We start from the raw sequence: 21873 nt of genomic DNA on the forward strand, positions 1-21873 counted from the left end.
TGAATATTGGCTGAATGCCGACTGAAGGCCAACTGAGCACCAAACCGGGAAGGGGCTGGGGCCTTGCAGTTCTGTTTTGATCGTACCCGGTTTGTCCGGGGAAGTAAATCGAGGAATCGCCCCCCAGCACGGCGGCTCTTGATTGCTCCTCCGCTAATAAGCTATACTTTTGACAGAAGTCATGTTAAAGGGGAGTAATGAGATGGAAAAAGTATTGATTTTCGGTCATAAAAATCCCGATACGGATACGATTTGTTCGGCGATCGCTTACGCGGACCTGAAGTCCAAGCTGGGCTGGAACGTTGAGGCCGTGCGGTTGGGCAGCGTCAACGGGGAAACGGCGTTTGCGTTGGAACGGTTTGGCTTCGAAGCGCCTCGCCTCGTTGAAACGGTAGCCGGCGAAGCTAAAGAAGTGATCCTGGTCGACCATAACGAGCGTCAACAAAGCGCCAACGATATCGATCAAGTGCGCGTGGCTGAGGTCATCGACCATCACCGGATCGCCAACTTCGAAACGAGCGGGCCGCTGTATTACCGGGCAGAGCCGGTAGGCTGCACCGCCACGATCCTAAATAAAATGTACAAAGAAAACGGCATCTCCGTACCGGCCAACATCGCCGGGTTAATGTTATCCGCCATTATTTCCGATTCGCTGCTCTTCAAATCGCCGACCTGCACCGAGCAAGACGTGGCCGCGGCACGGGAGTTGGCCGAAATCGCCGGCGTCAATGCCGAGGAATACGGGTTGGACATGCTGAAAGCCGGAGCGGACCTCAGCGATAAGACGATCGAGCAGTTGATTACCCTTGACGCCAAAGAATTTGACATGGGCGGCTCGAAGGTGGAAATCGCTCAAGTAAACGCTGTAGACGTTAACGACGTTCTGTCCCGTCAAGCGGAAATCGAAGCTGCGTTGAACGGCATTATCGCCAGCAAAGGCCTCGATTTGTTCCTGTTCGTTGTGACTGACATCCTGAACAACGATTCTGTTGGTTTGGCGCTGGGTAAAGCTGCCGATGCCGTCGAGCAAGCCTACAACGTGAAGCTGGCCGACAACAAAGCGGTGCTGAAAGGTGTCGTCTCCCGTAAATCGCAAATCGTACCCGTATTGACGGACATCTTTAATAAAAGATAAATTCTGAATTCCCAGGAGCCTTGTCTGAGGGAAGCGGTATATGGCCGCTTGCTTCGGCAAGGCTTTTTTAAATTTAAAGTATTCCCGGGCTGCGGGCAGAGTGGCCGAGCATACCTCCTGTTTAAGCGCTTAAATCAAGGTTTGGGGGTTTGAGCCCCCTACCGGTCTTTAATATAATCGAGAACGTTGAGCGCTGCACCGGCCTTGGTTTATATGAAAAAAAACACCTACAACAAGGAGGATAACGACTTGCGTAATCAGATAAATATCCGGGAAACTTGGTTTTCCCATACCCGGAGCGACGTGTTGTCCGGATTAACGGTAGCCTTCGCGTTGATCCCCGAGGCCATCGCGTTTTCAATTCTCGCCGGCGTGAGCCCGATGGTGGGCTTGTATGCCTCATTTTGCATCGCCGTGGTGATCGCGTTCGCTGGCGGACGGCCGGGCATGATCTCGGCGGCTACCGGTGCCATGGCTTTGCTGATGGGCGGGCTGGTCCGCGACAACGGAATCGAGTACCTGTTTGCAGCCACTTTGTTGGCCGGGCTTCTGCAAATCCTCATGGGATACTTGAAGCTGGGCCGGTTTATCACCTTTTTGCCGCACCCGGTGATGACCGGGTTTGTGAACGCGTTGGCGATTCTGATCTTTATGGCGCAGCTCACCCATTTCGATGGGCAAGGCTGGCTGATGTACGCGTTGGTAGCGTTAACGCTGGCGATCATCTACCTGTTCCCGCGCTTAACCAAGGTCGTACCTTCCGCGCTGGTTGCCATTATTGCAGTCTCGATCCTGACGATCACGTTGAAGCTGGACGTGAGAACGGTCGGCGACATGGGCGCGATCACGTCCGCGCTGCCGAAGTTCCACCTGCCGGAGGTGGCAGTGTCCTGGGACATGCTGAAGACGATCTTCCCGGTGTCGTTATCGCTGGCCTTTGTTGGACTGCTGGAATCGCTGATGACGGCCACGCTAATCGATGAGATCACGGATACGCCAAGCGACAAAAATCGGGAGATGAAAGGCCAGGGATTAGCCAACATCGTGACCGGATTTTTTGGGGGGATGGCGGGTTGCGCTATGATCGGCCAGTCGATGATCAACATGAAGTCCGGGGGACGCACAAGGCTGTCGACGTTGGTCTCCGGCGTCGGCCTCCTGTTCCTGGTGATCGTGCTGGGGGATGTAGTGCAGCGGATCCCGATGGCGGCGCTGGTTGGCGTCATGTTTATGGTATCGATCGGCACCTTTGATTGGGGTTCCTTGAAATCGCTGCGTAAGGTCCCCGTGGCGGACGCCCTTGTCATGGTGGTGACGGTGGTGGCCGTCGTAGCGACGGATAACCTGTCCATCGGCGTTGGCATCGGCGTTTTACTCAGCGCGCTTTCTTTTGCCTGGAAAATGGCCCGCATCCGGACCTCGATCCGCGAGGAGGCGGGCATCAAAACCTATATCGTCACCGGTCAGTTGTTCTTCGGGACGGTGAGTCATTTTTTGCAGGAGTTTGATGCAACTGGTGATCCGGAGAAGGTGGCGGTTGATTTCTCGAAGTCCCATGTGTGGGATCAATCGGCGGTAAATGCCATCTCGAAGCTGCTGCTCAAGTATCGTCAGCTTGGGAAGGAGATTCGCATCGTTGGATTAAACGAGGAAAGCTCGACCCTGATCGAAAGGGTGGGCGTGTCGACCCCCGCAGGGCATTAATCGATCTAAATCAAAAAGGCTGTTCGCCGGGAATGAACCCGGTGAACAGCCTTTTATTATAGGAGGTGGAATCGCTCTAACTGCTCCCAGAGCCCCTCCTCCTGAAGCACTTCCCGCTGCTTCGGCCCAATCAGGTCGAAATGGGGGAACGGCGAGCGGTTATGAATATATCGGGCAGGAAGGCCGTGGGCCTCGCACCAGGCTTTGAGCCGCTCCAAATCGGAGCAGCCAACCTTGGTGACGGTCTTAGCATCGGGAAACCGGGGATCGAGCCAAAAATGGGTCAAAAAGCCGATTTCGCCGCGAGCCACCGTCTGTTTCCATGCCTCCAGTTCCTCACGCGACACACCGAATGCCACAGTCCTTCCTCCTTCTGGATGTAGATCAGTTGTGAATTCCCCTCCACAAAAAAGCAACGATCGCTTCGGCCGCCTGCTCCGCCGAGGGAAACAGCTTGTTCTTGTCGGCATACTGGCGTTCTCCCACCCGAAGCATGGAAACGTACAGATGGGCGACAAGGTTGGGATCGTCGCAGACGATTTCACCTTGTTGGGCTGCTTGGGCAAACCCTTCGCGCAGCGTTTCGTAAAGATCGTTCTCGTGGCGGATCAAGGTCTCCTGCTGCTCCCCGGACAAATGATGCTGGATGCTGCGGAACATCTCGTCCATGTGCACCCGAGGGATTTTTAGATAGTTGACGGTAATTTGCAGCAGTCTCTCCCGGAATGAGCCGGTCTCCTGCAGCAGCTTCCGAATTCGTCCGTTCACCCGGGCGAGGGTGGTCGCCATGGACGCAACAAACAAATCTTGTTTAGTTGGATAATAATAATAGACGCTGGCCTTGGTGATCCCGCAATGCTCGGCAACCTGGTTCATGGATACGGAGTTATATCCTTTCTCCATGAACAAGAGCGACGCGGAGCGCAGGATCTGCTCGGACGTCGCCAGGGCGTCCGGCTGCTGGACGGGCCGTCCCAAGGCTCGCTTATTCGGCTGGGTCAACCTTCATCACCTCGAGCATCTTGTACTGAGCAAACATTATAACATATTTTTCGTTTGATAATTAACCTTCCGGTATATATAATTAACTATCAGAGTGATGTAAATCACTATGAACGCGATAAGCCGTCATGAAGAAAAAGGAGATGGAGTCATTCATGGATAAATTATTTGGCCGGCTGTCCCGGCTTGTGGCTGGGCGAAGAACCAAGTGGATTACGCTGGCCGTCTGGATTCTGCTGGCCGGCGGATTAAGCGCCGTATGGCCCAGCGTTAACTCGATGGAGCGGAACAATGCGGCCAACTTGGATGCCAACCAGCCTTCGGTGATGGCCGAGCAGCTGGCAGAGCAGGAATTCCCAAGCGACAGCGGCATCCCCGCGCTCACGGTTTGGACGCGGGAAGGTGGGCTGACGGATGAGGATTACGCCAACTTGCAGAAGTTGACGTCGTATTTCACGGCCCATCCGGTGGAAGGGATGGAGGTTGTGCTGCCCCTGGAGCAAATGCCGTTGCCGGTGCTCCAACAGCAAGCGTCCGAAGACGGCACAACATGGGTGCTGCCGTTCTTCTTCGCCAAAGGAACAGAAACCGATGTGATGAAAACCGGTATGGAGGAGATCCGCAGCCAAGCTGCGGATATTTTCGGGAACGACCCGTTTGACGCTAAGCTGGGGGACAATGGGCTGGCGGCAAGGGTATCTGGTCCGGCTGGGATTTCGATTGATGCGGTAGGACTCTTCTCGAGCGCTGACGTCTCGTTGATGATCGCCACCGTCTTGATCGTGCTGATCCTGCTGCTGCTCATTTACCGGTCGCCAATCTTGGCCATTATCCCGCTGATCGCCGTTGGGTTTGCTTACGGCGTGGCCGGACCGATCCTCGGTAAAATGGCGGAGCAAGGCTGGATCACCGTCGACTCGCAGGCCATTTCCATCATGACCGTGCTGCTGTTTGGCGCGGGAACCGACTATTGCCTGTTCCTGATCTCCCATTTCCGTCAGTTGTTGACGGAGGAGAAGGAGAAGTCGAAAGCGCTGGCCGCCGCGGTAAAAGGCTCCTCGGGCGCAATCGCCATGAGCGGCTTTACCGTCGTGATCGCTTTGCTGGTGCTGCTGCTGGCAAAATACGGCTCCGTGCAACGCTTTGGCGTGCCGTTTAGCTTGTCGATCCTAATCATGGGGATCGCCAGCTTGACGCTGGTCCCGGCGTTACTGGCGATTTTGGGCCGGGCGTCCTTCTTCCCGTTTATTCCGCGCACGCCGGAAATGCAGGAGGAACGGGCCAAACGCCGGGGCAAACCCGTACGTCAGCCTAAGCCGAAGGCATCGGCTGGTTGGATCGGCCGCACGGTGACGAAACGGCCCTGGACCATTTTTATTGTGACGACCTTGATCCTGGGGGTACTGGCTTCTCAGGCGACCCGGATCGAATACACCGTCGACCTGCTCTCCTCGTTCCCGGAGGATACGCCTTCTCGGGAGGGGTTCGCGGTGATTGCCGATAAGTTTACGCCGGGGGAACTGGCTCCGGTCAAATTAATGATCGATACGGAAGGCAAAGACATCGACTTGCAGACTACGTTCAGCAGCTTGCCTTATGTCAGCCAGGTGTCCGAGCCGGCGAACGGCAAGACGAATCCCAACATCCGTGCCGTCGAGCTGCAGTTCAACCTCAACCCTTATTCGAATGAGGCGATGAAGCACATTCCGGAGCTGCGGGAAACGGCAGAGACCCTGCTGGCTGACCAAGGCATCCGCGAACCGCAGGACAAAGTCTGGATCAGCGGGCAAACCGCAACGCAATATGATACCGAGAACACCAATGTGCGCGATACGCAGGTGATTATCCCGATCGTCATCGGACTGATCGCCTTGCTGCTGCTTCTCTATCTTCGCTCTGTAGTGGCGATGGTATACCTGATTTTGACCGTTGTTTTATCTTATTTTGCGGCGCTGGGTATCGGTTGGGTTGTCATCCATGACCTGATGGGGAACGCGGCCATTCAAGGGCTGATTCCGCTGTATGCGTTCGTCTTCCTGGTCGCGCTTGGGGAAGATTATAATATCTTCCTGATCTCGAGTATTTGGAAGAAACGTAAGGAGATGCCGCTGAAGGATGCGATTCGCGAAGGGGTCAACGAAACCGGGGGCGTCATTACCTCCGCAGGCTTGATCCTGGCCGGAACGTTTGCGGTGCTGGCCACGCTGCCGATTCAAGTGCTGGTGCAGTTTGGCATCATCGCTGCGGTTGGCGTACTCCTCGATACGTTTGTGGTGCGTCCGTTCCTCGTGCCGGCGATTACGATGCTGCTTGGTAAAGCGGCGTTCTGGCCATCCAAGAAAGGGCGGCTGGAGCAGGAGCCGGTAAAGGATGCCGGTAAATAAACGAATGACTGCACCTGCCTAAAAATAGAATCACTCCGAGAATCGCCGGATGAGGCGGGCTTCGGAGTGCTTTTTTTTACAAACAGCAAGGGTTACATATTTCCCGCACCCCGGCCGCACAATACGTGGATGGCAGGGCTGATGAATTTGATGAAACGGGGGATGAAAGAAAATGGCGAAGGCGCAAAACGGAGAGGGGAAAAAGGGGGATCTGCGCTGGTGGCAGCTCTCCTTGTTGGGGGTAGCGTCAACCATCGGCACCGGGTATTTCCTTGGTTCCGGGATCGGGATTCGCATGGCGGGTCCGTCTATTCTGATCGCGTTTCTGCTGGCTGCAGTCGGAACTTATACTGTATTTGAAGTGTTGGCGCGAATGACCGCGGACAAGCCGGAGCAAGGGTCCTTTCGTTCGTACGCCAAACGGGCCTTTGGACGCTGGGCGGGGTTTGGCAGCGGCTGGGTGTATTGGAGTTCGGAGCTTCTGATCATGGGCAGCCAACTGACCGCATTATCCCTGTTCTCACGGTTTTGGTTCCCCGGCATGCCGATGTGGATCTTTGCGATCGGATATGCGGTACTGGGACTTGGCGTGATTCTGCTTGGTAACAAGGTGTTTGATTCGATGGAAAATGTACTGTCCGTGATCAAAATTGCCGCCATCCTGATGTTCCTGGTCGTAGCCGGAATTGCCCTGATGGGCTGGATTCCCGGGGGAGGAGGGAAATCGCCGGAATTTCCGCACACGGCGAACACCTTCTTTCCGGCCGGGGGGATGGGGTTATGGTCGGGATTTATCTTTGCGTTTTACGCCTTCGGCGGGATTGAGGTGATGGGGATGATGGCGATTCGCCTGCGGGATCCAAAGGAAGCTCCAAAGTCCGGCACAATCATGCTGCTGCTGCTTTCGGTGGTGTATTTGCTGTCGATTGGGCTTGCGGTCACTTTGGTTGCCTGGAACGCCATCGACCCGAAGCGCAGCCCGTTTGTCACCGCTCTCGGCAAATATCCGCTGCCGTTTATTCCCCATGTCTTTAACGGCGTGCTGATTGTTGCCGGCTTCTCCACGATGGTCGCTTCCTTGTATGCGGTGACAACGATGCTGGTGACGCTCGCCAAGGACAAGGATGCGCCGCCGCTATTCGCACGAAAAGGCTGGCGGGAGCGGCCCTTGTTTGCCATAGGCTTAACGGCTGCGGGACTTGCGGCTTCCGTGGTATTGTCCTTTGTGATGCCGGGTCGGATCTACGAGTACATTACGACATCAGCGGGATTGCTGCTGCTCTATAACTGGTTTTTTATTCTGGTTACGTCGGGCAAGCTGCTGAAGCTCAGCGGATTTGGACAAGTCAAACGCTGGGGCGGCATGGCCTTGATTGCGTTGGCGGTGACGGGAACCTTGTTTCATGACACGAGCCGGCCGGGATTTTGGGGCAGCTTGGCATTTGTTGGCGTCATAGGGATTGTAACGCTAATCATGCAGTTTATGATCTGGAAGCCGCGGAAACAGGCGAAGCGGCGGTCAAGCCGCCCGTCCAAATCCATGGTGCTGCGTCCCAAGCGGACGACATGATTTATAACCGCTCCGCTAGCAGGAGGGCAGCTTGATAACCAAAGTATAGGCCAAAGCCGATCAGGGATACGCCGGACAACACCGAGATCAGCACAAGGATCCGCTGCGTCAGGAGCTTGCGGAATACGCTGGCAAATCCAGCCATGGTGAAGTCCCATACGAGCAGCCCAACGATAATGGCACTGCTGTTGATGATCAGGTCTTGGGTACGCATGTTTGCTGAAGCCTGGGCTAATACCGAGCCGTAAATCCCCAACCAGAATAAAATGGACAGCGGGTTGCTGACGGACATCAAAAATCCGGACAGGAACGATTTCCGCAGCGGCTCGCTGCCTCTCATTTCACCAGCCGGGATTTTGCCGGCTTGCTTCAGGCTGTCGATGCCGATATAGGTGAGGACAAAAAATCCAAATAACCAGAGAAAGGTTTTCATAAATGGAGTATTGAGGAAATGCACCACCCCAAAATAGACGAGCAGCATGTACACCAGGTCGGCGGAAAGAGCGCCAAGGCCCACAAACCAGGCGTGCAGGAACCCGCCGCGAATCCCCTTGTCCAGTTGGGCGGCGTTCACCGGCCCGATGGGGGCAGATAAAGATAGACCAAGTAACACATAACTAAGAAAGCTGTTCATTGCGAAAACCTCCAAAAATCGTAAATGATATCGCTGCTTGTACAGCATATTCAGCCGGGTACGCTTGTACGACTTCAATATTGGAAAAAAATCTCTTGAAAAACTAAGGGCATTAGTTTAAATTAAAACTAAAGGTTTTAGTTTTTGGAGAGAGAGGCGAGACGAAATGAGAGCAACAAGATACGGGCAGTTGATTCAATTGTCTTTTATGCCCCGATTGTTTCCGGTGAATTGTTACTTGGTCGAGGAGGCGGAGGGCTTCACGTTAATCGATGCAGCTTTGCCCTATAGCGTTAAGGGGATTTTGCAGGCGGTGGAAAAGCTCGGCAAGCCGCTGACGCGCATCGTTCTGACCCATGTTCATGATGACCATGTCGGTGCGCTGGATGCTATAAAGGCTCGGCTTCCCGAGGTGCCGATTTATGTGTCCGCCCGCGATGCGCGCCTGATGGAAGGCGATGTGTCGCTTGATCCCGGCGAGCCGTCGGCCCCGATCCGCGGCGGGGTGCCGAAGAAGCTGGCGAGCCGCGCGGATGTTACGTTTGCCGATGGAGACCGCATCGGCTCGCTGTTGGCCGTGGCCGCGCCGGGCCATACGCCGGGTTCGTTTGCGCTGCTCGATACGCGCAGCGGCGCGCTCATCGCGGGCGATGCGTTCCAGACCCGGGCAGGCATCGCCGTAAGCGGCATCGTGCGTCCGCTGTTTCCGTTTCCGGCGCTTGCCACCTGGCATAAGGAAACCGCGCTTGCCAGCGCGCGCAAACTGGCCGGCCTGAATCCCTCGATGCTGGCGGTGGGGCACGGGCCGGTGCTGGAGCAACCGGCCGCAGCGATCGCCCAAGCGATCCGGGCGGCCGAACGGGCCTTAGGCTTGGCGTCTGCTGCAACCAAGGCGGCTGGGACCCGCCGGAAGGAGGAGTCGCATGTCGCCGAGAATCGGGATTGACGGCACGGCGGTGCTGATGGCGGCGGTCGACGTAGCCAATACCGAAGGGTTGGAGGCGGTGACAATCACTTCGGTAGCCAAGAAGCTGGGGATTCGGCCGCCATCCCTCTACAACCATGTCAACGGTCTGGATCAAATTCGCGTGGAATTGGCGAAATACGCACTGGACCGGTTATATGAGCATATTTCCGCCGCCGTAGGAGAGCGAGAAGGGGAAGCGGCGATCCGAGGGTTCGCCGAAGCTTACCTCGAGTTTGCTCACGCCTATCCCGGACTATACGATGCGGCGCAAGCGGCACCGGGGCCTGAGCACCCCTCGCTGCAGGAGGCTGGGAAACAACTGGTGGATTTGATCCTGCGTTATCTCGGCAGCTACCCGCTCACCGAGGAGCAAGCCTTGCATGCTGTCCGCGGGCTGCGGAGCTTGATTCATGGCTTTGCTTCCCTGGAGCGGCGCGGAGCGTTTGGTCTGCCGCTGGGGCTAAAGGACAGCCTCCAGTTTAATCTCGGCCTGTTCCTTGGCGGACTAAACCAAATCGCGCAAACGCGCGGATAATCTTCGATCGTTCGTTGTTGCCGATTGACAACGTTTTTTCGACTATGATACTTTAGGCTTGAACATAGAGGAACGTAAGGAAACTGAGGTGAAGCATCCATGGGGAAGAAGAAAGGTCGTTCCGGACAAAGCACACCAGCTAGCGCGGCGGCGGATAAACCAGCCACGTTGAAGGATCTCCTTGGCGAAGATACCTTGGCCAAGCTGAAGGCGCAAGCCACTGAGTTAAAGAAGGAAGAGGAACGCCGCCAGGAGGAGGCTCGCATCCGCAAGGAGGAAGCGCGCCGGGCAGAGCAGAAACGGCTGGACAACGATTTCGAGCACCTGCTGAAAACGAGTGATCTGGACTGGCACAAATATAAATAAGCGATAAGGCGATGACATAGATAAAACGACAAGCACAGAAAACAAAGGCTTTGCGGCTCCTGGACCGGGGGCTTTTATTTTTTGCATTAAAGGCAAGAAGGAGGTGGCGGGGAGTGGAGCACATCGGAGCGTGGATTATTTTCTTCCTGGTGATCGTAGGGCTGGGGGTGTTTAACCGGAAGTTCAAATATTCGGCGAAGCTGCGGGAATCTTATGAAGAGCTGACTCAACTGGCGGATCGGACCCGCAAAGGCCGGACGACAAAGGCGGACCTGGCGCGCTGGGATGCCGCATTGGCGCGGCTGGAGAAGCATCCGAGCGAATACAACAAGCTGGATCAGGATATTCGTTTGCGCGAGGCATATGTTCATTACTTGGAGCGGCATTATCCGGAGGATGAGCGGCTGCCGGTGCTGCGCGAAGCGGCGGGGTTCCGGAAGGATTCCGTTTGGGGGATCAAAATGAAATCTTGATTTTGACAGTTCTATCGGGTCGTGATACCATGATGAAGTCCAAAACTTTTGACATTTTGGTGGTGCCGATGAACAATAAGATCAAGCAATTCCGGAAGCGGCTGGGCTTAACCCAACATGAGCTGGCTGCGGAATGCGGCGTAACGCGCCAAACGATCAATAGCGTGGAGAACAACCGGTACGACCCAACGCTAGAGCTTGCGTTCAAGCTTGCGCATATTTTGCAGACGAAGGTGGATGAACTGTTTACTTATGAGTAAATTCAACCGCGATTACATCATTACGATGGATGATATTGTAAGAGAAGGGGAACCTATTCTCAGAGTGGTGACGGAGCCCGTTAGCGTCCCTCCAACCGAGGAGGACCGGGAGGAAATGGCGGCGATGCTGCAATTCCTGAAGAACAGCCAGGATCCGGAGATGTCGAAGAAATACAAGCTGCGCGCGGGCGTGGGGTTGTCGGCGAACCAAATCGGGCTGAACAAGCGGATGTTCGCGGCGTTGCTGACGGACGAGAACGGCCAGGACCGGCCGATCGCCATGTTTAATCCGAAGATCATCAGCCATTCCCAGGCGATGACGTATTTGCCGGAGAGCGAAGGCTGCTTGTCGGTGGACCGCCCGGTGCAGGGCTTTGTGCCGCGCTACGAGAAGGTCCAGGTGAAAGCTTACGATGAGGCGGGCAACGAGATCAAGCTGCGTTTCAAAGGCTTTGACGCGATCGTCATGCAGCATGAAATCGACCATTTAAACGGCATCATGTTTTATGATCATATCAATACGGAGCACCCGTTTAAGCTGCCGAGCGGCGTGCCGATTTCCAGCTTATATTGAGGATTATCGATGCTCAGCCAATGAGAAAAACCTGCATTTTTGCAGGAAGGATGCTCTTATGCTGCCGACGGCTGCTGCGATTTTGCGATGGAATATAGATTGAAAAAACGAACGGAGGAATTCCCTTGTCAACCCACTCCCAATCCATTACTGCCATGATCGATCATACCCTGCTGAAGGCAGACGCCGGACGCGCTGCCATTGTGAAGCTGGCGGAGGAAGCCAAACAATACCATTTCGCTTCCGTCTGCGTGAACCCAACTTGGGTAAAAACCGCTGCAGAGGTCTTAAAAGACTCCCCGGTGAAGGTCTGCACTGTAATCGGCTTCCCACTGGGCGCATCGGCTCCCGAGGTGAAGGCGTTTGAAGCGTCCCATGCCATCGCCGAAGGCGCAGGCGAAGTCGATATGGTCATCAACATCGGCGCGCTCAAAGATGGCGACGACGAGCTTGTTCGCCGCGATATCGCCGGGGTCGTGCAGGCTGCGGCCGGCCAAGCGCTGGTGAAGGTGATTATCGAGACCTGCTTGCTCACCGACGAGGAGATCGTGCGGGCCAGCAAGCTATCCGTTGAAGCCGGGGCGGATTTCGTTAAAACGTCCACCGGGTTTTCCACCGGCGGAGCCACCGTGGAAGCGGTCGAGCTGATGCGCAAAACGGTAGGCCCGAACGTTGGCGTGAAAGCCTCCGGCGGCGTGCGCACGTTAGCCGATGCCGAAGCGATGATCAAGGCGGGGGCAACACGCCTGGGCACCAGTGCCGGTGTGGCTATCGCCCAAGGCCAAAGCGGCCAAAACGATTATTAAGAACAAGGCCGGCACAAGCCGGTTCCATAAGGCATCATGAGGGAGAGAAACAGGGTACTATTCCAGAGCGGGTGTGGAAATAGTACCCTTTTTTTATCCATATAAACTTTTTGCAGCCCCTTTCCGTTACAGCTACAGATGCCTCCCGCGGAAGGCAAGACTTGATAAAACGTTCGGAAAAGAGGAACCGTATGATACAAATTGATCATTTATCCAAAAAATACACGCGCGGCGGTTTGGCGCTGGACGATGTCACGCTAACGTTGAACGAAGGCATGGTGGGTCTGTTGGGACCCAACGGTGCGGGTAAATCTTCGCTGATGCGGATTCTGGCCACGCTCACGCCCCCAACTTCAGGTGAAGCGACGCTCTTTGGGATCTCGCTGCGCCGGGCGGAGGAAATTCGCCGCATCATCGGGTATCTGCCGCAGCAATTTCAAGTGTACCCGCAGCTGACGGGCGTAGAGTATCTCGATTACGTTGCGGTCATGAAAGGGATGACGGATAAGAAGAAACGTAAAGCGGAAATCGACGCTTTGTTGGAGCAGGTTAACCTTCAAGACAAGGCGCGAAAAAGAGTCCAAACGTATTCCGGCGGCATGAAACGCCGGCTTGGCATCGCCCAAGCGCTGCTTGGGTCGCCGCAGGTGTTGATCGTGGATGAGCCGACGGCCGGCTTGGATCCCGAGGAACGCGTCCGCTTCCGCAATCTGCTGACCCGTTTCAGTTTGGGGCGGATCGTGTTGCTGTCGACTCATATCGTGGCCGATATCGAGAGCAACTGCCGACAAATCGCCGTTCTGGACAAAGGCAAATTGAAGCTGTCCGGAGAACTCGCCGAGCTGCAGGAATTCGGCAACGGCAAAGTGTGGGAGGTGCGTCTCAGCGAAAGCCACTTCGCGCGGGTTGATCCGATGTCCGTCGTGTCCACGCGACCGACGGAAGGCGGCTTGTTATGCCGCATCATCGGCGAAACGCCGCCGCAGGGGGCCAGCGAGGCCGCGCTTGTTCCGCCAACGCTGGAGGATGGGTACTTGGCTCTGCTGCGCTCGAACCCGACGGAAGGGGCGGGACGTCGATGAACCAGGGGAGACGCCTGTTTCAATTTGAGCTTCGTATGTTGTTTACGAACCGCTGGCTGCTGGCTTTGCCGATCGTGTTTGGCCTGCTGGCGTTCTGGTATCTCGAGAAGCTGCCAGGCCAAGAGATTCTATTCTTTCGCCGGTCGTATTCCCAACTGACGCTGCTGCATACGATGAGCCTCGGGCTGACGATGCTGCTGGGTGTGTTGACGATCCGCCGGGACATTCGCCGCCCGTCCTATGAGTGGAATGCGGCGTTGCCGGTGCCTTATACATCGAGAATCTTAGCCAAATATGCGGCGGGGATATTGTACTTTACGATCTTCACGGTGCTGGCCGGAGCTGCGTTCGCCAGGGCTTCCTCGCGGATGGACGTTGCGTCCTCGATCACCCGGGAGTTTACGACCTACTATCTGCTAACTTACGAGATTTCCTATCTCGTCACCTTGGCGCTGGCCATGCTGTTAGCGATTTGCATCGCCAATCGGGCCGTTTATTTGATCGCTTTTTGCGCCTGGATGTTTGGCACGTTTTTTATGGATATGTTCCTGCTGGATCGCAATAAATGGTATGAGCTGCGCACGTTCCACCTGAGTCAGCTGTTTGTGACCGGGGACCCCGACGCCGAAACCTGGGGCATTCGCTTGATTGCCGATGAATTGGCCGCCTCCCGCTGGTTTGTGCTGGCGTTTACGATACTGCTGTTGACGGCGGGCGTATTCTTGCTGAATCGGCTACGTCCAACCGGGTATCGCCGCAGCAATTGGGTGGCGGGGGGATTGGCCTTGGTATTGGCCGCCGGCGCTTTTGTTCCTTATCTGTCCATCTGGGGAGAACGCAATGCTGGATTACAGGCGAGGGTGAACGATCCTGAAGTGAAGACCGTGGATGAGCTTCGGGAGATGAAGTTTGAGACGTTTCAAATTGAACGGTATGACATCGACCTGCAGCGGGAGCCGGGAGACCGGTTAAAAATCAAGACAACGCTGCAGATCGCGGCAGGCGAATTAGCGGGACGCAGCGAATTGGTTTTCACCTTGAATCGAACCTTCCGGGTTGACCAGCTGAAGGTGAAGGGGACGCCCGTTCCGTTCTCGCATGAGGGGGAGAAGCTAACGATTCAATTGCCCACCCCTCTGGCAGCGGATGAGGAGGTCCAAGTCGAGTTGGACTACGCCGGGAAGGTGATGGATTATGTCGCCAAGAATTATACCGAGGGATCGTATTTGGCTTTTGTCAAAGGTCAGAACGTCTATCTTCCCGGTTATCTCGCCTGGTATCCGTTGCCAGGGGATTATCCGGTTTACGCGAAGGACGTTCACAGTAACTCCCTGCAAGTAGGGGTGGATTTAGTCGGGTGGAAGGTACCGCCCGCCGAGTTCCGCATCACTGCGAGCGGATTTGCCTCCAAGCTGTACGGCAATTTGGAGTCCCAAGAATCTACTGGCGGAAAGCAGGTCTTCGAGGGCAAGTCCGAAGCGTTCATCAAATTATTTGCCGGGGAATTTGAGGAATTATCCCATCCGAAGCTGCCGATTCGCCTGGTGACGACGCCTTATAATGTGAAAAACGCTGAGAAGCTGCTGGACCTGATGGCTGAGAAATATGCCTATTTTTCCGGATGGGTTGAACATTTTGATCCGAAACTAGACCAGATTCTCTTGATGGCGATGGACAATACCCACTCGTATGAGATGGAGAATAAGACTTATTACTATGTCTGGCTGTTGACAGAGCTGGATTACTACGCGGACCAATTTATGAACTCCATCCTGCTCGGGATCGACGATGGGGAATGGGAGATTCAAACGGCGTCCGAGGATGTGCGTCCTCAGATTCGATCCTTGATATGGTATACGTATTTCCGAGAATACAAAGGGTACACCGCCGAAGAGCTGAAGCAAGGCTCCGGAGGTAGCCTGTTGTACAGTTTGTTTGAGCCTACAGAAGATATCGATCCGAATCACCTCGGAATGCAGATGGTGACGCAGGTGGCTCAGGCGCTGGATGAAGGGAAAATCGAGCAGGTGAAAAAGGTGTTAAACCATTTTTACACGTTGGGCTTGGAAATTCCGCTGCCAGGTACAGCAATGGAGGAAGAAACTAGACCTATTCCGTATACCGAATGGGAACAGGAATGGAAGCAGGTGATGCATGATGCCGATGCCAACTGACGCTCGGAGAAGCTGGTTTCGCGGAATGAGTCTGGAGCTTAGGGTGCATAAGCAACCGATGGCCTGGCTTGCGCTGCTGCTGTTTGCCGTATACGTGCTGAGCATCCTGCTCAGCGATCCAGCACGTCCCCGAAACGTCTATTACTTCTCGGAAATGGCCATGTTCTCATTGGCATTGATCCTTCCCCTGCTGTTGTTCCAAAGAGAAATCGGAGGCGGCGGTATGGAGGTAATCGCGACGTATCCCGTGTCTTTAAGCATGCTGGCCTTCCGAAAATGGCTGCTCGCGATTGTTTTGACGGCGGCATTAGCGGTCCTTCTGATGTCGGTGTATGCCTGGCATTTCGGGGGGATCTGGACACTTCGCTATCCGTGGAACGGCGCGGAAGCCATTCCGAAGGCCGAGATGAACGCCGCTTCTTTGATGCTTCAAAACCTGCCGGCTTATGTGCTGTTGATCTCTTTATCCGTAGCCGGAATCGTGGCGTTCCGTCGAATTTACGGCGGATTGATACTTGGTTTCGCCGTCTGGGTGCTGGATACCATCAGCGCCGGCGAATGGTTGGGCCGTTGGACCTTGTATGCGAGCTATTTGAGGAAGCATCATTCTTTTCCGGAAAATCGGATCGGGTTGTTGATCGCTTCTCTGCTTCTGCTAGCCTTCGCGGTTTGGCTCATTGGGCGGAGGGAACGCTGGATCAGCGTGGAAGAGGAATAATGTCACACAGGATATGAATCTACAAAAATTCATGGGGGAGGAAACACGATGATTTCGGACTCGCTGCTGGCCGAGCGAATGGCTGCGGGCGATCAGGAAGCGTTCGAGCTGCTGGTTACGAGATACCATGGGCCGCTGTTGTCCTATGTCACGAGCCAACTGAGGGATCGCGGCAAAGCGGAGGACATCGTCCAGGAGACGTTTATCCGGCTGATTCGCCATCTGAAAAGACATGGCGGTATGGAGCAGCTTCGCCCATGGCTCTATAAGGTAGCGCTGAATTTGTGCCGGGATTATTGGCGCAGCGCCTCTTACCGCTCGGAATACACGGGGACCGATACGATCCCGGAGGATGCGGATCCGGCCCCAAGGGCGGAGGAATTGATTGAGCGGCAGGAAACGGTTCAGCAGTTGGCCGAGTCGATCACCCAACTTCCGGAGGTCCAGCAGGAAGTCGTACGTATGCGCTTTTTCCATGATTTGAAGCTTCAGGAGATTGCGGAGCTGCTGGAGCTGCCATTAAGCTCGGTGAAGTCGCATCTGTATGGAGGATTGCGCAAACTGAAGCGGGCGCTGTCTCGCTCGACGGACCCTCCTGCTTCTTCGGACTGGGAGGTCCCCAACACACACGATAAAGAAAGGGAGGAGCCGACGCATGGAACCATCCATTGATAAAGAGCTGGCACGATTGGAGCGGGAACTGCGCGAGCCGCTGCGGCAAGCGTTACAACCGGGGCCAACGCCGTCGGAGACCGCGGCGCTGATCGAGGCGCTGCAGCCGGAGTTCGCCGCCCTTCAGGCGCAAAATGCCGGCGCATCGCTTGATTTTAATGCACAGATTGAACCGCCCTCCTTGGGGCGGCTGCTGCGGAGCCAATTCCGCCTCAACCGTCGTTCGCTGATGCTGACGGGAGCGGTCGTGTTTTTGATGCTGATCGCTTTAGTAGATCCTAAGCAGCCCTTCAACAACTGGATACTAGGGGATCGGATGCCCGGGTTATTCCCGCTGATCACGCCGATTCTGCTGATCGCATCGATGTTGTACAGCTATCGTACTTGGGACCGCGGGATGCGTGCGGTCGAGAGCGTGACGCCATACCCGCCGGCGCTGGTGATTTACAGCCGGATGCTGATGGTCATGGCGCTGGTCGTTGGCTGGGCGCTCATCAGCTCCGTTGTGGTGAGCATCCGCGTGTCGGTTGCGGGGCAAGCTGCGCTGCCGTTTATCCCCTTTTTGCTGGAATGGTTGGGGATCTCCCTGCTCACCGGAGGAGCGGCGATGTACGCCTTGTTTCGCTACGGTCAACAAGCGGGAGTGCTGACCGCGGGCGGAGTGTACCTCCTCCGGCTCCTCCTCTCCGATCAGATCTCGGCGATGAGCCTGATGAACGGGGCGGGGCAAGGATTGGCGATCAATGCCGGCTTTCTACTCATGGGTGGCCTCCTGCTGTTCCGTTCGTATATGCGCAGCCGGAACTTGCAGACCAGTCCGATACAGGACGGTACGCGGCCATGATCCGCATCGAGGACCTGCGGGAACGCCCAACTGGCGGCTTTGTCTTACAAATCGACCGGTTGCGGTTGAAGCCGGGACTAACCTTGCTGGTTGGGGTTAATGGAGCCGGCAAAACCACCTTGCTGGAGCTGCTAGCGACGGTGAACCTGCCGCATCGAGGGGACATCCTCTACCAGGAGCGATCCGCGTTATCCGATTTGCCGCTGGTGCGAAGTCAAATCGGATATGTACCGTCTGAAATCGAGCTGTATGAAAATATGACGCCGCACAAGCTGCTCCTGTATTTGTCCGAATTGAAAGGCGTCTTTCATTCGGAGCGGGCTGTGGAGCTGCTCCGCGACTTTCGGCTGGAGTCCTATCGCGACACGAAGATCAAGCGATTATCCGGCGGCGTGCAGCGGAGGGTCGCGTTAGCCCAGTCGCTGCTGGCCGCCCCGCGGTTTCTGTTTCTCGATGAGCCGCTAAACGGCATGGACACCGGAGAACGGAAGCTGGCGATCGCCTACTTAAACCGCTATGCCGAAGGACGAACGATCATTGCAGCGGTCCATGAACTGAGCGAATGGGAGGAGGCCGCTGATCAGGTGCTGTGGCTGGAGCGGGGGAAAGTGCGCTTTTACGGCGGAACAACGTCCTGGATGGCTGATCTGCCCTACCGGGTTTGGGCGGGAATTCTTACGCGCGAGCAGTTCGATCATTGCCCGGAGGCAGGGTTGATCGAATTCCGGGAAACACCGGAAGGAATCTATGCCAAGCTGGTAGGGGAGGCCCCCCTTTTTCCGGGGCTAAAGGAATGTGCGCCAACGTTCGAAGATGCTTATTTTATCCGCAAATATCAATCGGTTTAATCAATCAGAATAATTCATATAAAAATTATCGGATTTCCTATTTTCAAATCACAAGAGATGTGAGAGAATATGAAAAACTTGGTTCATCATCTCGATGATTTGAAGGAGGAATTATCCATGTCTGAAGAGCGTCAATTTGCCCCGGAAACGCTGGCGATCCACGCCGGCCAGGAGATCGATCCCACTACATATTCCCGGGCGGTCCCGCTGTACCAAACGACGTCCTATGGTTTTCGCGACACCGAGCATGCGGCTAACCTGTTTGGCTTGAAGGAATTCGGCAATATTTATTCCCGAATCATGAACCCGACCAACGACGTGTTCGAGAAGCGCGTCGCTGCGCTGGAAGGCGGCGTTGGGGCGCTTGCGACGGCCTCCGGTCAGGCAGCGATTACTTTCTCCATTTTGAATATCGCCGGGGCGGGCGATGAAATCGTCTCCTCGACGACGCTGTACGGCGGCACGTACAATCTGTTTTCGACGACATTGCCTAAGCTGGGCATCAACGTGAAGTTCGTGGATTCCTCGAATCCAGAAAACTTCCGCGCTGCGATCACGGACAAGACGAAGGCGCTTTACGCCGAAACGCTGGGCAACCCGAAGGGCGACGTGCTGGATATCGAGGCGGTGGCCGCAATTGCCCATGAGCACGGCATTCCGCTGATCGTCGACAATACGTTCCCAAGCCCGTACTTGCTGCGTCCGATCGACTTTGGCGCGGATATCGTTGTCCATTCGGCAACGAAATTTATCGGCGGGCACGGCACTTCGATTGGCGGTATCATCGTCGACAGCGGCAAGTTCGATTGGGCCGTCAGCGGGAAATTCCCGGGCCTCACCGAGCCGGATCCGAGCTATCACGGCGTCGTTTATACGCAGGCCGTGGGTCCGCTGGCCTACATCATCAAGGCTCGCGTCCAATTGCAGCGCGACCTTGGCGCTTCATTGTCGCCGTTTAACGCCTGGCTGCTGCTGCAAGGGCTGGAAACCTTGCATCTGCGCGTAGAACGCCACAGCCAGAACGCTTTGAAAGTGGCGCAATATCTGGAGGCGCACGAGCAGGTGGAATGGGTCAGCTATGCCGGCCTGCCAAGCCACGAATCCTATGAGCTGGCGCAAAAATACCTGCCGAAAGGCCAAGGCGCTATCCTCACGTTTGAAATCCGCGGCGGCGTGGACGCCGGACGCAAGCTGATCGAGAGCGTGAAGCTGTTCTCGCATTTGGCCAATGTCGGCGATTCCAAATCGCTGATCATCCATCCGGCCAGCACGACACACCAGCAGTTGTCCGAAGCGGAGCAGTTGGCCGCCGGCGTCACGCCGGGCTTGATCCGCTTGTCCGTGGGGACGGAGTCAATCGACGACATCCTTTATGATCTGGAGCAGGCGATTGCCGCCAGCCAGGCCTAATCCTTGTTTACTATAGAAGCCGCTGAATCGGGAATACGGTGTAGCCGTCCTGATCAGCGGCTTTTTTGCGTGCGCGGGCGGGGCCGAAGCAGGATGCGGTACGGGCATGGGTGTGTTGCCCGAGCGTAGTCGTGCTCGTTGAATGTTGCAGAATGTGCAACATTTGAGCCGGCTAAGCCAGTACAGAAGCGAAAAAGTTGTAAAATCTGCAACATTTCGGGCTATCCCTTCGCAAATGAAGCGAAACTCGGCCGGGCCCCCGAATATTGGACACTTTAGGATCAAACCTAAGATAGACGCAGTTAAACGGCGATTTTAAACGCGTTTACTTCGTTTCTCTCCAATTTCGCTGCAAATTCAGTGGGAGAGTAGCCGTATAAACTCATGTGAATTCGGTGGTTATTGTAAAAGTCCATGAATTGGTCAAGAACATCGAACGCTTCTTCAAAACTCATAAAGACGTGCCGCTTGAAACACTCACGCTCCAAGATACTGTGAAATGACTCAATGTACGCATTTTTGTTTGGAGTTCGGTTCGGTGTTCTCTCATGGATCAGTAACTCTTTGTTGTTCTCGAAAAACTCTCTAAACTTGTGGCTCTTGAATTGTGGACCGTTGTCGGTACGTACAACCAGCGGCGTTTCTTGGCCGTACACGCCTCTTTTTAAGAGGGCTTTGTGTAGTGTGGTAAGCAGATCCTTCGTCTTGGACTCCTTACCGCGGTATTGTCCAACCACATTTCGGTCGTATACATCGATAATACTAGCGGTATAAAAGTAACGTTCCAGGCCGGCTATATAACCATATTTAATATCCATCTGCCACAGCTGGTTGGGTCCTGTAACCTCCATATTGTTGGCCAGACGGCGTGGATAAGACTGTTTAGGTTTTACCGGCTTGCCTAGGATATCGAGATCCTTGCAGAGCCTGTACACCTTCTTCTTGTTAATCTTAAGATGATGCTGCCGGCGTAAGGCAATCGTGAGTTTTCGGTATCCATAGGCAGATTCCTCACCTTCCAGCAGCTTCATAATCAGGTGTTTAATCCGCGTATCGGCCACTTTCTTCCCATCAAAGGTATAGGAGTATCCAGGTACGGGACGCCCGCCTTGAGGGGCTTGTTTAGGATTCGTAAGCTTGAGCGAATAGTAATACGATGAACGCGGAACACCACAGATCTTAAGCACAGGAGCTACCTTGTAGCCCTTTAGGATCCATTTTCGGGCCACTTGAATTGGATGTGGGGATACTTTTTTTTTACAAGATCTCGAAGTATCGCGATCTCCAGTTCTTTCTCGCCAAGGAGTTTCGCTGCCTGTTCATATTTCTGCTCCCACTCTTGAGCTGTCTGTGGATCATTAAGTTGCTTTATGTTCTTTTTCTTACCCATGTTTATCTCCACCTCATCCCTATATTGTTTCACCCACTTGTACAAGGAATAGGGGGAGATTCCATGTTTACGAGCAGTTAAAGCTACATTCCCCCGGTCCAGTGCTTCCTCGACGACCTGTATTCTTAATTCGTCGAACTTGCTGTGCTGAACTCTCATACGGACTACCTCCAGCTATATTTATTGTATATTGTTTAGCCTGAAAGTGTCCAAAGTGATTAGGGGGCTTTATAGAACTGTTGCACAAAATACAACATTGTCGCCGCAATCGGCTGAACTCACCGTAAAAAAGTTGCACAACATACAACATTGGTGGGCCGAAGTT

The 21873-nt window shown here is 54.9% G+C and carries 23 protein-coding genes; 18 read left to right on the forward strand and 5 right to left on the reverse strand.

Going from position 1 to position 21873, the window contains the following annotated elements:
• Window positions 1–202 precede the first annotated feature (202 nt).
• Both BN3277_RS03020 and BN3277_RS03025 read left to right on the forward strand, forming a co-directional pair.
• The gene (locus BN3277_RS03020; protein ID WP_059040829.1) at window positions 203–1135 is read left to right on the forward strand and encodes a manganese-dependent inorganic pyrophosphatase; all 933 of its coding nucleotides are present in this window, start codon (window positions 203–205) and stop codon (window positions 1133–1135) included.
• Window positions 1136–1384: 249 nt separating this feature from the next.
• Window positions 1385–2839, forward strand: coding sequence for a SulP family inorganic anion transporter (locus BN3277_RS03025; RefSeq protein WP_232436309.1), 1455 nt, complete (start codon window positions 1385–1387; stop codon window positions 2837–2839).
• A 56-nt stretch (window positions 2840–2895) separates the two neighbouring features.
• On the opposite strand, the gene BN3277_RS03030 is transcribed toward BN3277_RS03025, so the two are convergent.
• Window positions 2896–3198, reverse strand: coding sequence for an aldo-keto reductase family protein (locus BN3277_RS03030; protein WP_059040830.1), 303 nt, complete (start codon window positions 3196–3198; stop codon window positions 2896–2898).
• 25 nt (window positions 3199–3223) lie between these two features.
• Window positions 3224–3841: a TetR/AcrR family transcriptional regulator gene (locus BN3277_RS03035; protein ID WP_059040831.1), complete on the reverse strand. Its 618-nt coding sequence runs from the start codon at window positions 3839–3841 to the stop codon at window positions 3224–3226.
• A 155-nt stretch (window positions 3842–3996) separates the two neighbouring features.
• On the opposite strand from BN3277_RS03035, the gene BN3277_RS03040 reads away from it, so the two are divergent.
• Window positions 3997–6225, forward strand: a complete 2229-nt coding sequence (locus tag BN3277_RS03040; RefSeq protein WP_089153302.1) for an MMPL family transporter — start codon at window positions 3997–3999, stop codon at window positions 6223–6225.
• Window positions 6226–6397: 172 nt separating this feature from the next.
• Window positions 6398–7795, forward strand: a complete 1398-nt coding sequence (locus BN3277_RS03045; RefSeq protein WP_059040833.1) for an amino acid permease — start codon at window positions 6398–6400, stop codon at window positions 7793–7795.
• Between the two features lies 1 nt (window position 7796).
• Here BN3277_RS03045 and BN3277_RS03050 read toward each other — a convergent pair whose 3' ends face one another.
• Window positions 7797–8429: a LysE family transporter gene (locus tag BN3277_RS03050; protein ID WP_059040834.1), complete on the reverse strand. Its 633-nt coding sequence runs from the start codon at window positions 8427–8429 to the stop codon at window positions 7797–7799.
• Between the two features lie 166 nt (window positions 8430–8595).
• Here BN3277_RS03050 and BN3277_RS03055 point away from each other — a divergent pair, with 166 nt between their 5' ends.
• The 14 genes from BN3277_RS03055 (at window position 8596) to BN3277_RS03120 (ending at window position 20158) form a co-directional block, all read left to right on the forward strand.
• Window positions 8596–9375, forward strand: coding sequence for an MBL fold metallo-hydrolase (locus BN3277_RS03055; RefSeq protein ID WP_059040835.1), 780 nt, complete (start codon window positions 8596–8598; stop codon window positions 9373–9375).
• Window positions 9353–9931, forward strand: coding sequence for a TetR/AcrR family transcriptional regulator (locus tag BN3277_RS03060; protein WP_059040836.1), 579 nt, complete (start codon window positions 9353–9355; stop codon window positions 9929–9931). The genes BN3277_RS03055 and BN3277_RS03060 overlap by 23 nt, the downstream gene beginning before the upstream one ends.
• 99 nt (window positions 9932–10030) lie before the next feature.
• Window positions 10031–10297: a YqkE family protein gene (locus tag BN3277_RS03065; RefSeq protein WP_059040837.1), complete on the forward strand. Its 267-nt coding sequence runs from the start codon at window positions 10031–10033 to the stop codon at window positions 10295–10297.
• 113 nt (window positions 10298–10410) lie between these two features.
• Window positions 10411–10770, forward strand: a complete 360-nt coding sequence (locus tag BN3277_RS03070) for a hypothetical protein (protein WP_059040838.1) — start codon at window positions 10411–10413, stop codon at window positions 10768–10770.
• A 68-nt stretch (window positions 10771–10838) separates the two neighbouring features.
• Window positions 10839–11030: a helix-turn-helix transcriptional regulator gene (locus BN3277_RS03075; protein WP_059040890.1), complete on the forward strand. Its 192-nt coding sequence runs from the start codon at window positions 10839–10841 to the stop codon at window positions 11028–11030.
• Window positions 11023–11604, forward strand: coding sequence for a peptide deformylase (gene def / locus BN3277_RS03080; protein ID WP_059040839.1), 582 nt, complete (start codon window positions 11023–11025; stop codon window positions 11602–11604). Before BN3277_RS03075 ends, def begins: the two co-directional genes overlap by 8 nt.
• A 155-nt stretch (window positions 11605–11759) precedes the next feature.
• Window positions 11760–12410: a deoxyribose-phosphate aldolase gene (gene deoC, locus BN3277_RS03085; RefSeq protein WP_059040891.1), complete on the forward strand. Its 651-nt coding sequence runs from the start codon at window positions 11760–11762 to the stop codon at window positions 12408–12410.
• A gap of 191 nt (window positions 12411–12601) precedes the next feature.
• Window positions 12602–13492 carry an ABC transporter ATP-binding protein gene (locus BN3277_RS03090; protein ID WP_059040840.1) on the forward strand — a complete coding sequence of 297 codons (891 nt, stop codon included), beginning with the start codon at window positions 12602–12604 and terminating at the stop codon, window positions 13490–13492.
• The gene (locus BN3277_RS03095; RefSeq protein WP_059040841.1) at window positions 13489–15666 is read left to right on the forward strand and encodes an ABC transporter permease/M1 family aminopeptidase; all 2178 of its coding nucleotides are present in this window, start codon (window positions 13489–13491) and stop codon (window positions 15664–15666) included. Before BN3277_RS03090 ends, BN3277_RS03095 begins: the two co-directional genes overlap by 4 nt.
• Entirely contained in the window at window positions 15656–16384 is a 729-nt protein-coding gene (locus BN3277_RS03100; RefSeq protein ID WP_148500960.1) for a hypothetical protein, read from the forward strand. Before BN3277_RS03095 ends, BN3277_RS03100 begins: the two co-directional genes overlap by 11 nt.
• A gap of 48 nt (window positions 16385–16432) precedes the next feature.
• On the forward strand, window positions 16433–17056 hold the full coding sequence (locus BN3277_RS03105) for an RNA polymerase sigma factor (RefSeq protein WP_082691288.1): 624 nt from the start codon (window positions 16433–16435) through the stop codon (window positions 17054–17056).
• Window positions 17040–17900 carry a hypothetical protein gene (locus BN3277_RS03110; protein ID WP_059040843.1) on the forward strand — a complete coding sequence of 287 codons (861 nt, stop codon included), beginning with the start codon at window positions 17040–17042 and terminating at the stop codon, window positions 17898–17900. Before BN3277_RS03105 ends, BN3277_RS03110 begins: the two co-directional genes overlap by 17 nt.
• Window positions 17897–18748 (forward strand): ATP-binding cassette domain-containing protein, encoded by an 852-nt coding sequence (locus BN3277_RS03115; protein WP_059040844.1) that lies wholly within the window; start codon window positions 17897–17899, stop codon window positions 18746–18748. The genes BN3277_RS03110 and BN3277_RS03115 overlap by 4 nt, the downstream gene beginning before the upstream one ends.
• A 117-nt stretch (window positions 18749–18865) precedes the next feature.
• The gene (locus BN3277_RS03120) at window positions 18866–20158 is read left to right on the forward strand and encodes a homocysteine synthase (protein ID WP_059040892.1); all 1293 of its coding nucleotides are present in this window, start codon (window positions 18866–18868) and stop codon (window positions 20156–20158) included.
• A gap of 302 nt (window positions 20159–20460) precedes the next feature.
• Here the strand turns inward: BN3277_RS03120 and BN3277_RS03125 are convergent, their stop codons facing one another.
• Together BN3277_RS03125 and BN3277_RS03130 are read right to left on the reverse strand one after the other, a co-directional pair.
• Window positions 20461–21345, reverse strand: coding sequence for an IS3 family transposase (locus BN3277_RS03125; RefSeq protein WP_059040845.1), 885 nt, complete (start codon window positions 21343–21345; stop codon window positions 20461–20463).
• A gap of 20 nt (window positions 21346–21365) precedes the next feature.
• The gene (locus BN3277_RS03130; protein ID WP_059040846.1) at window positions 21366–21707 is read right to left on the reverse strand and encodes a helix-turn-helix domain-containing protein; all 342 of its coding nucleotides are present in this window, start codon (window positions 21705–21707) and stop codon (window positions 21366–21368) included.
• Window positions 21708–21873 lie beyond the last annotated feature (166 nt).

Source organism: Paenibacillus rubinfantis (genome assembly GCF_001486505.1).
GTDB lineage: Bacteria > Bacillota > Bacilli > Paenibacillales > Paenibacillaceae > Fontibacillus > Fontibacillus rubinfantis.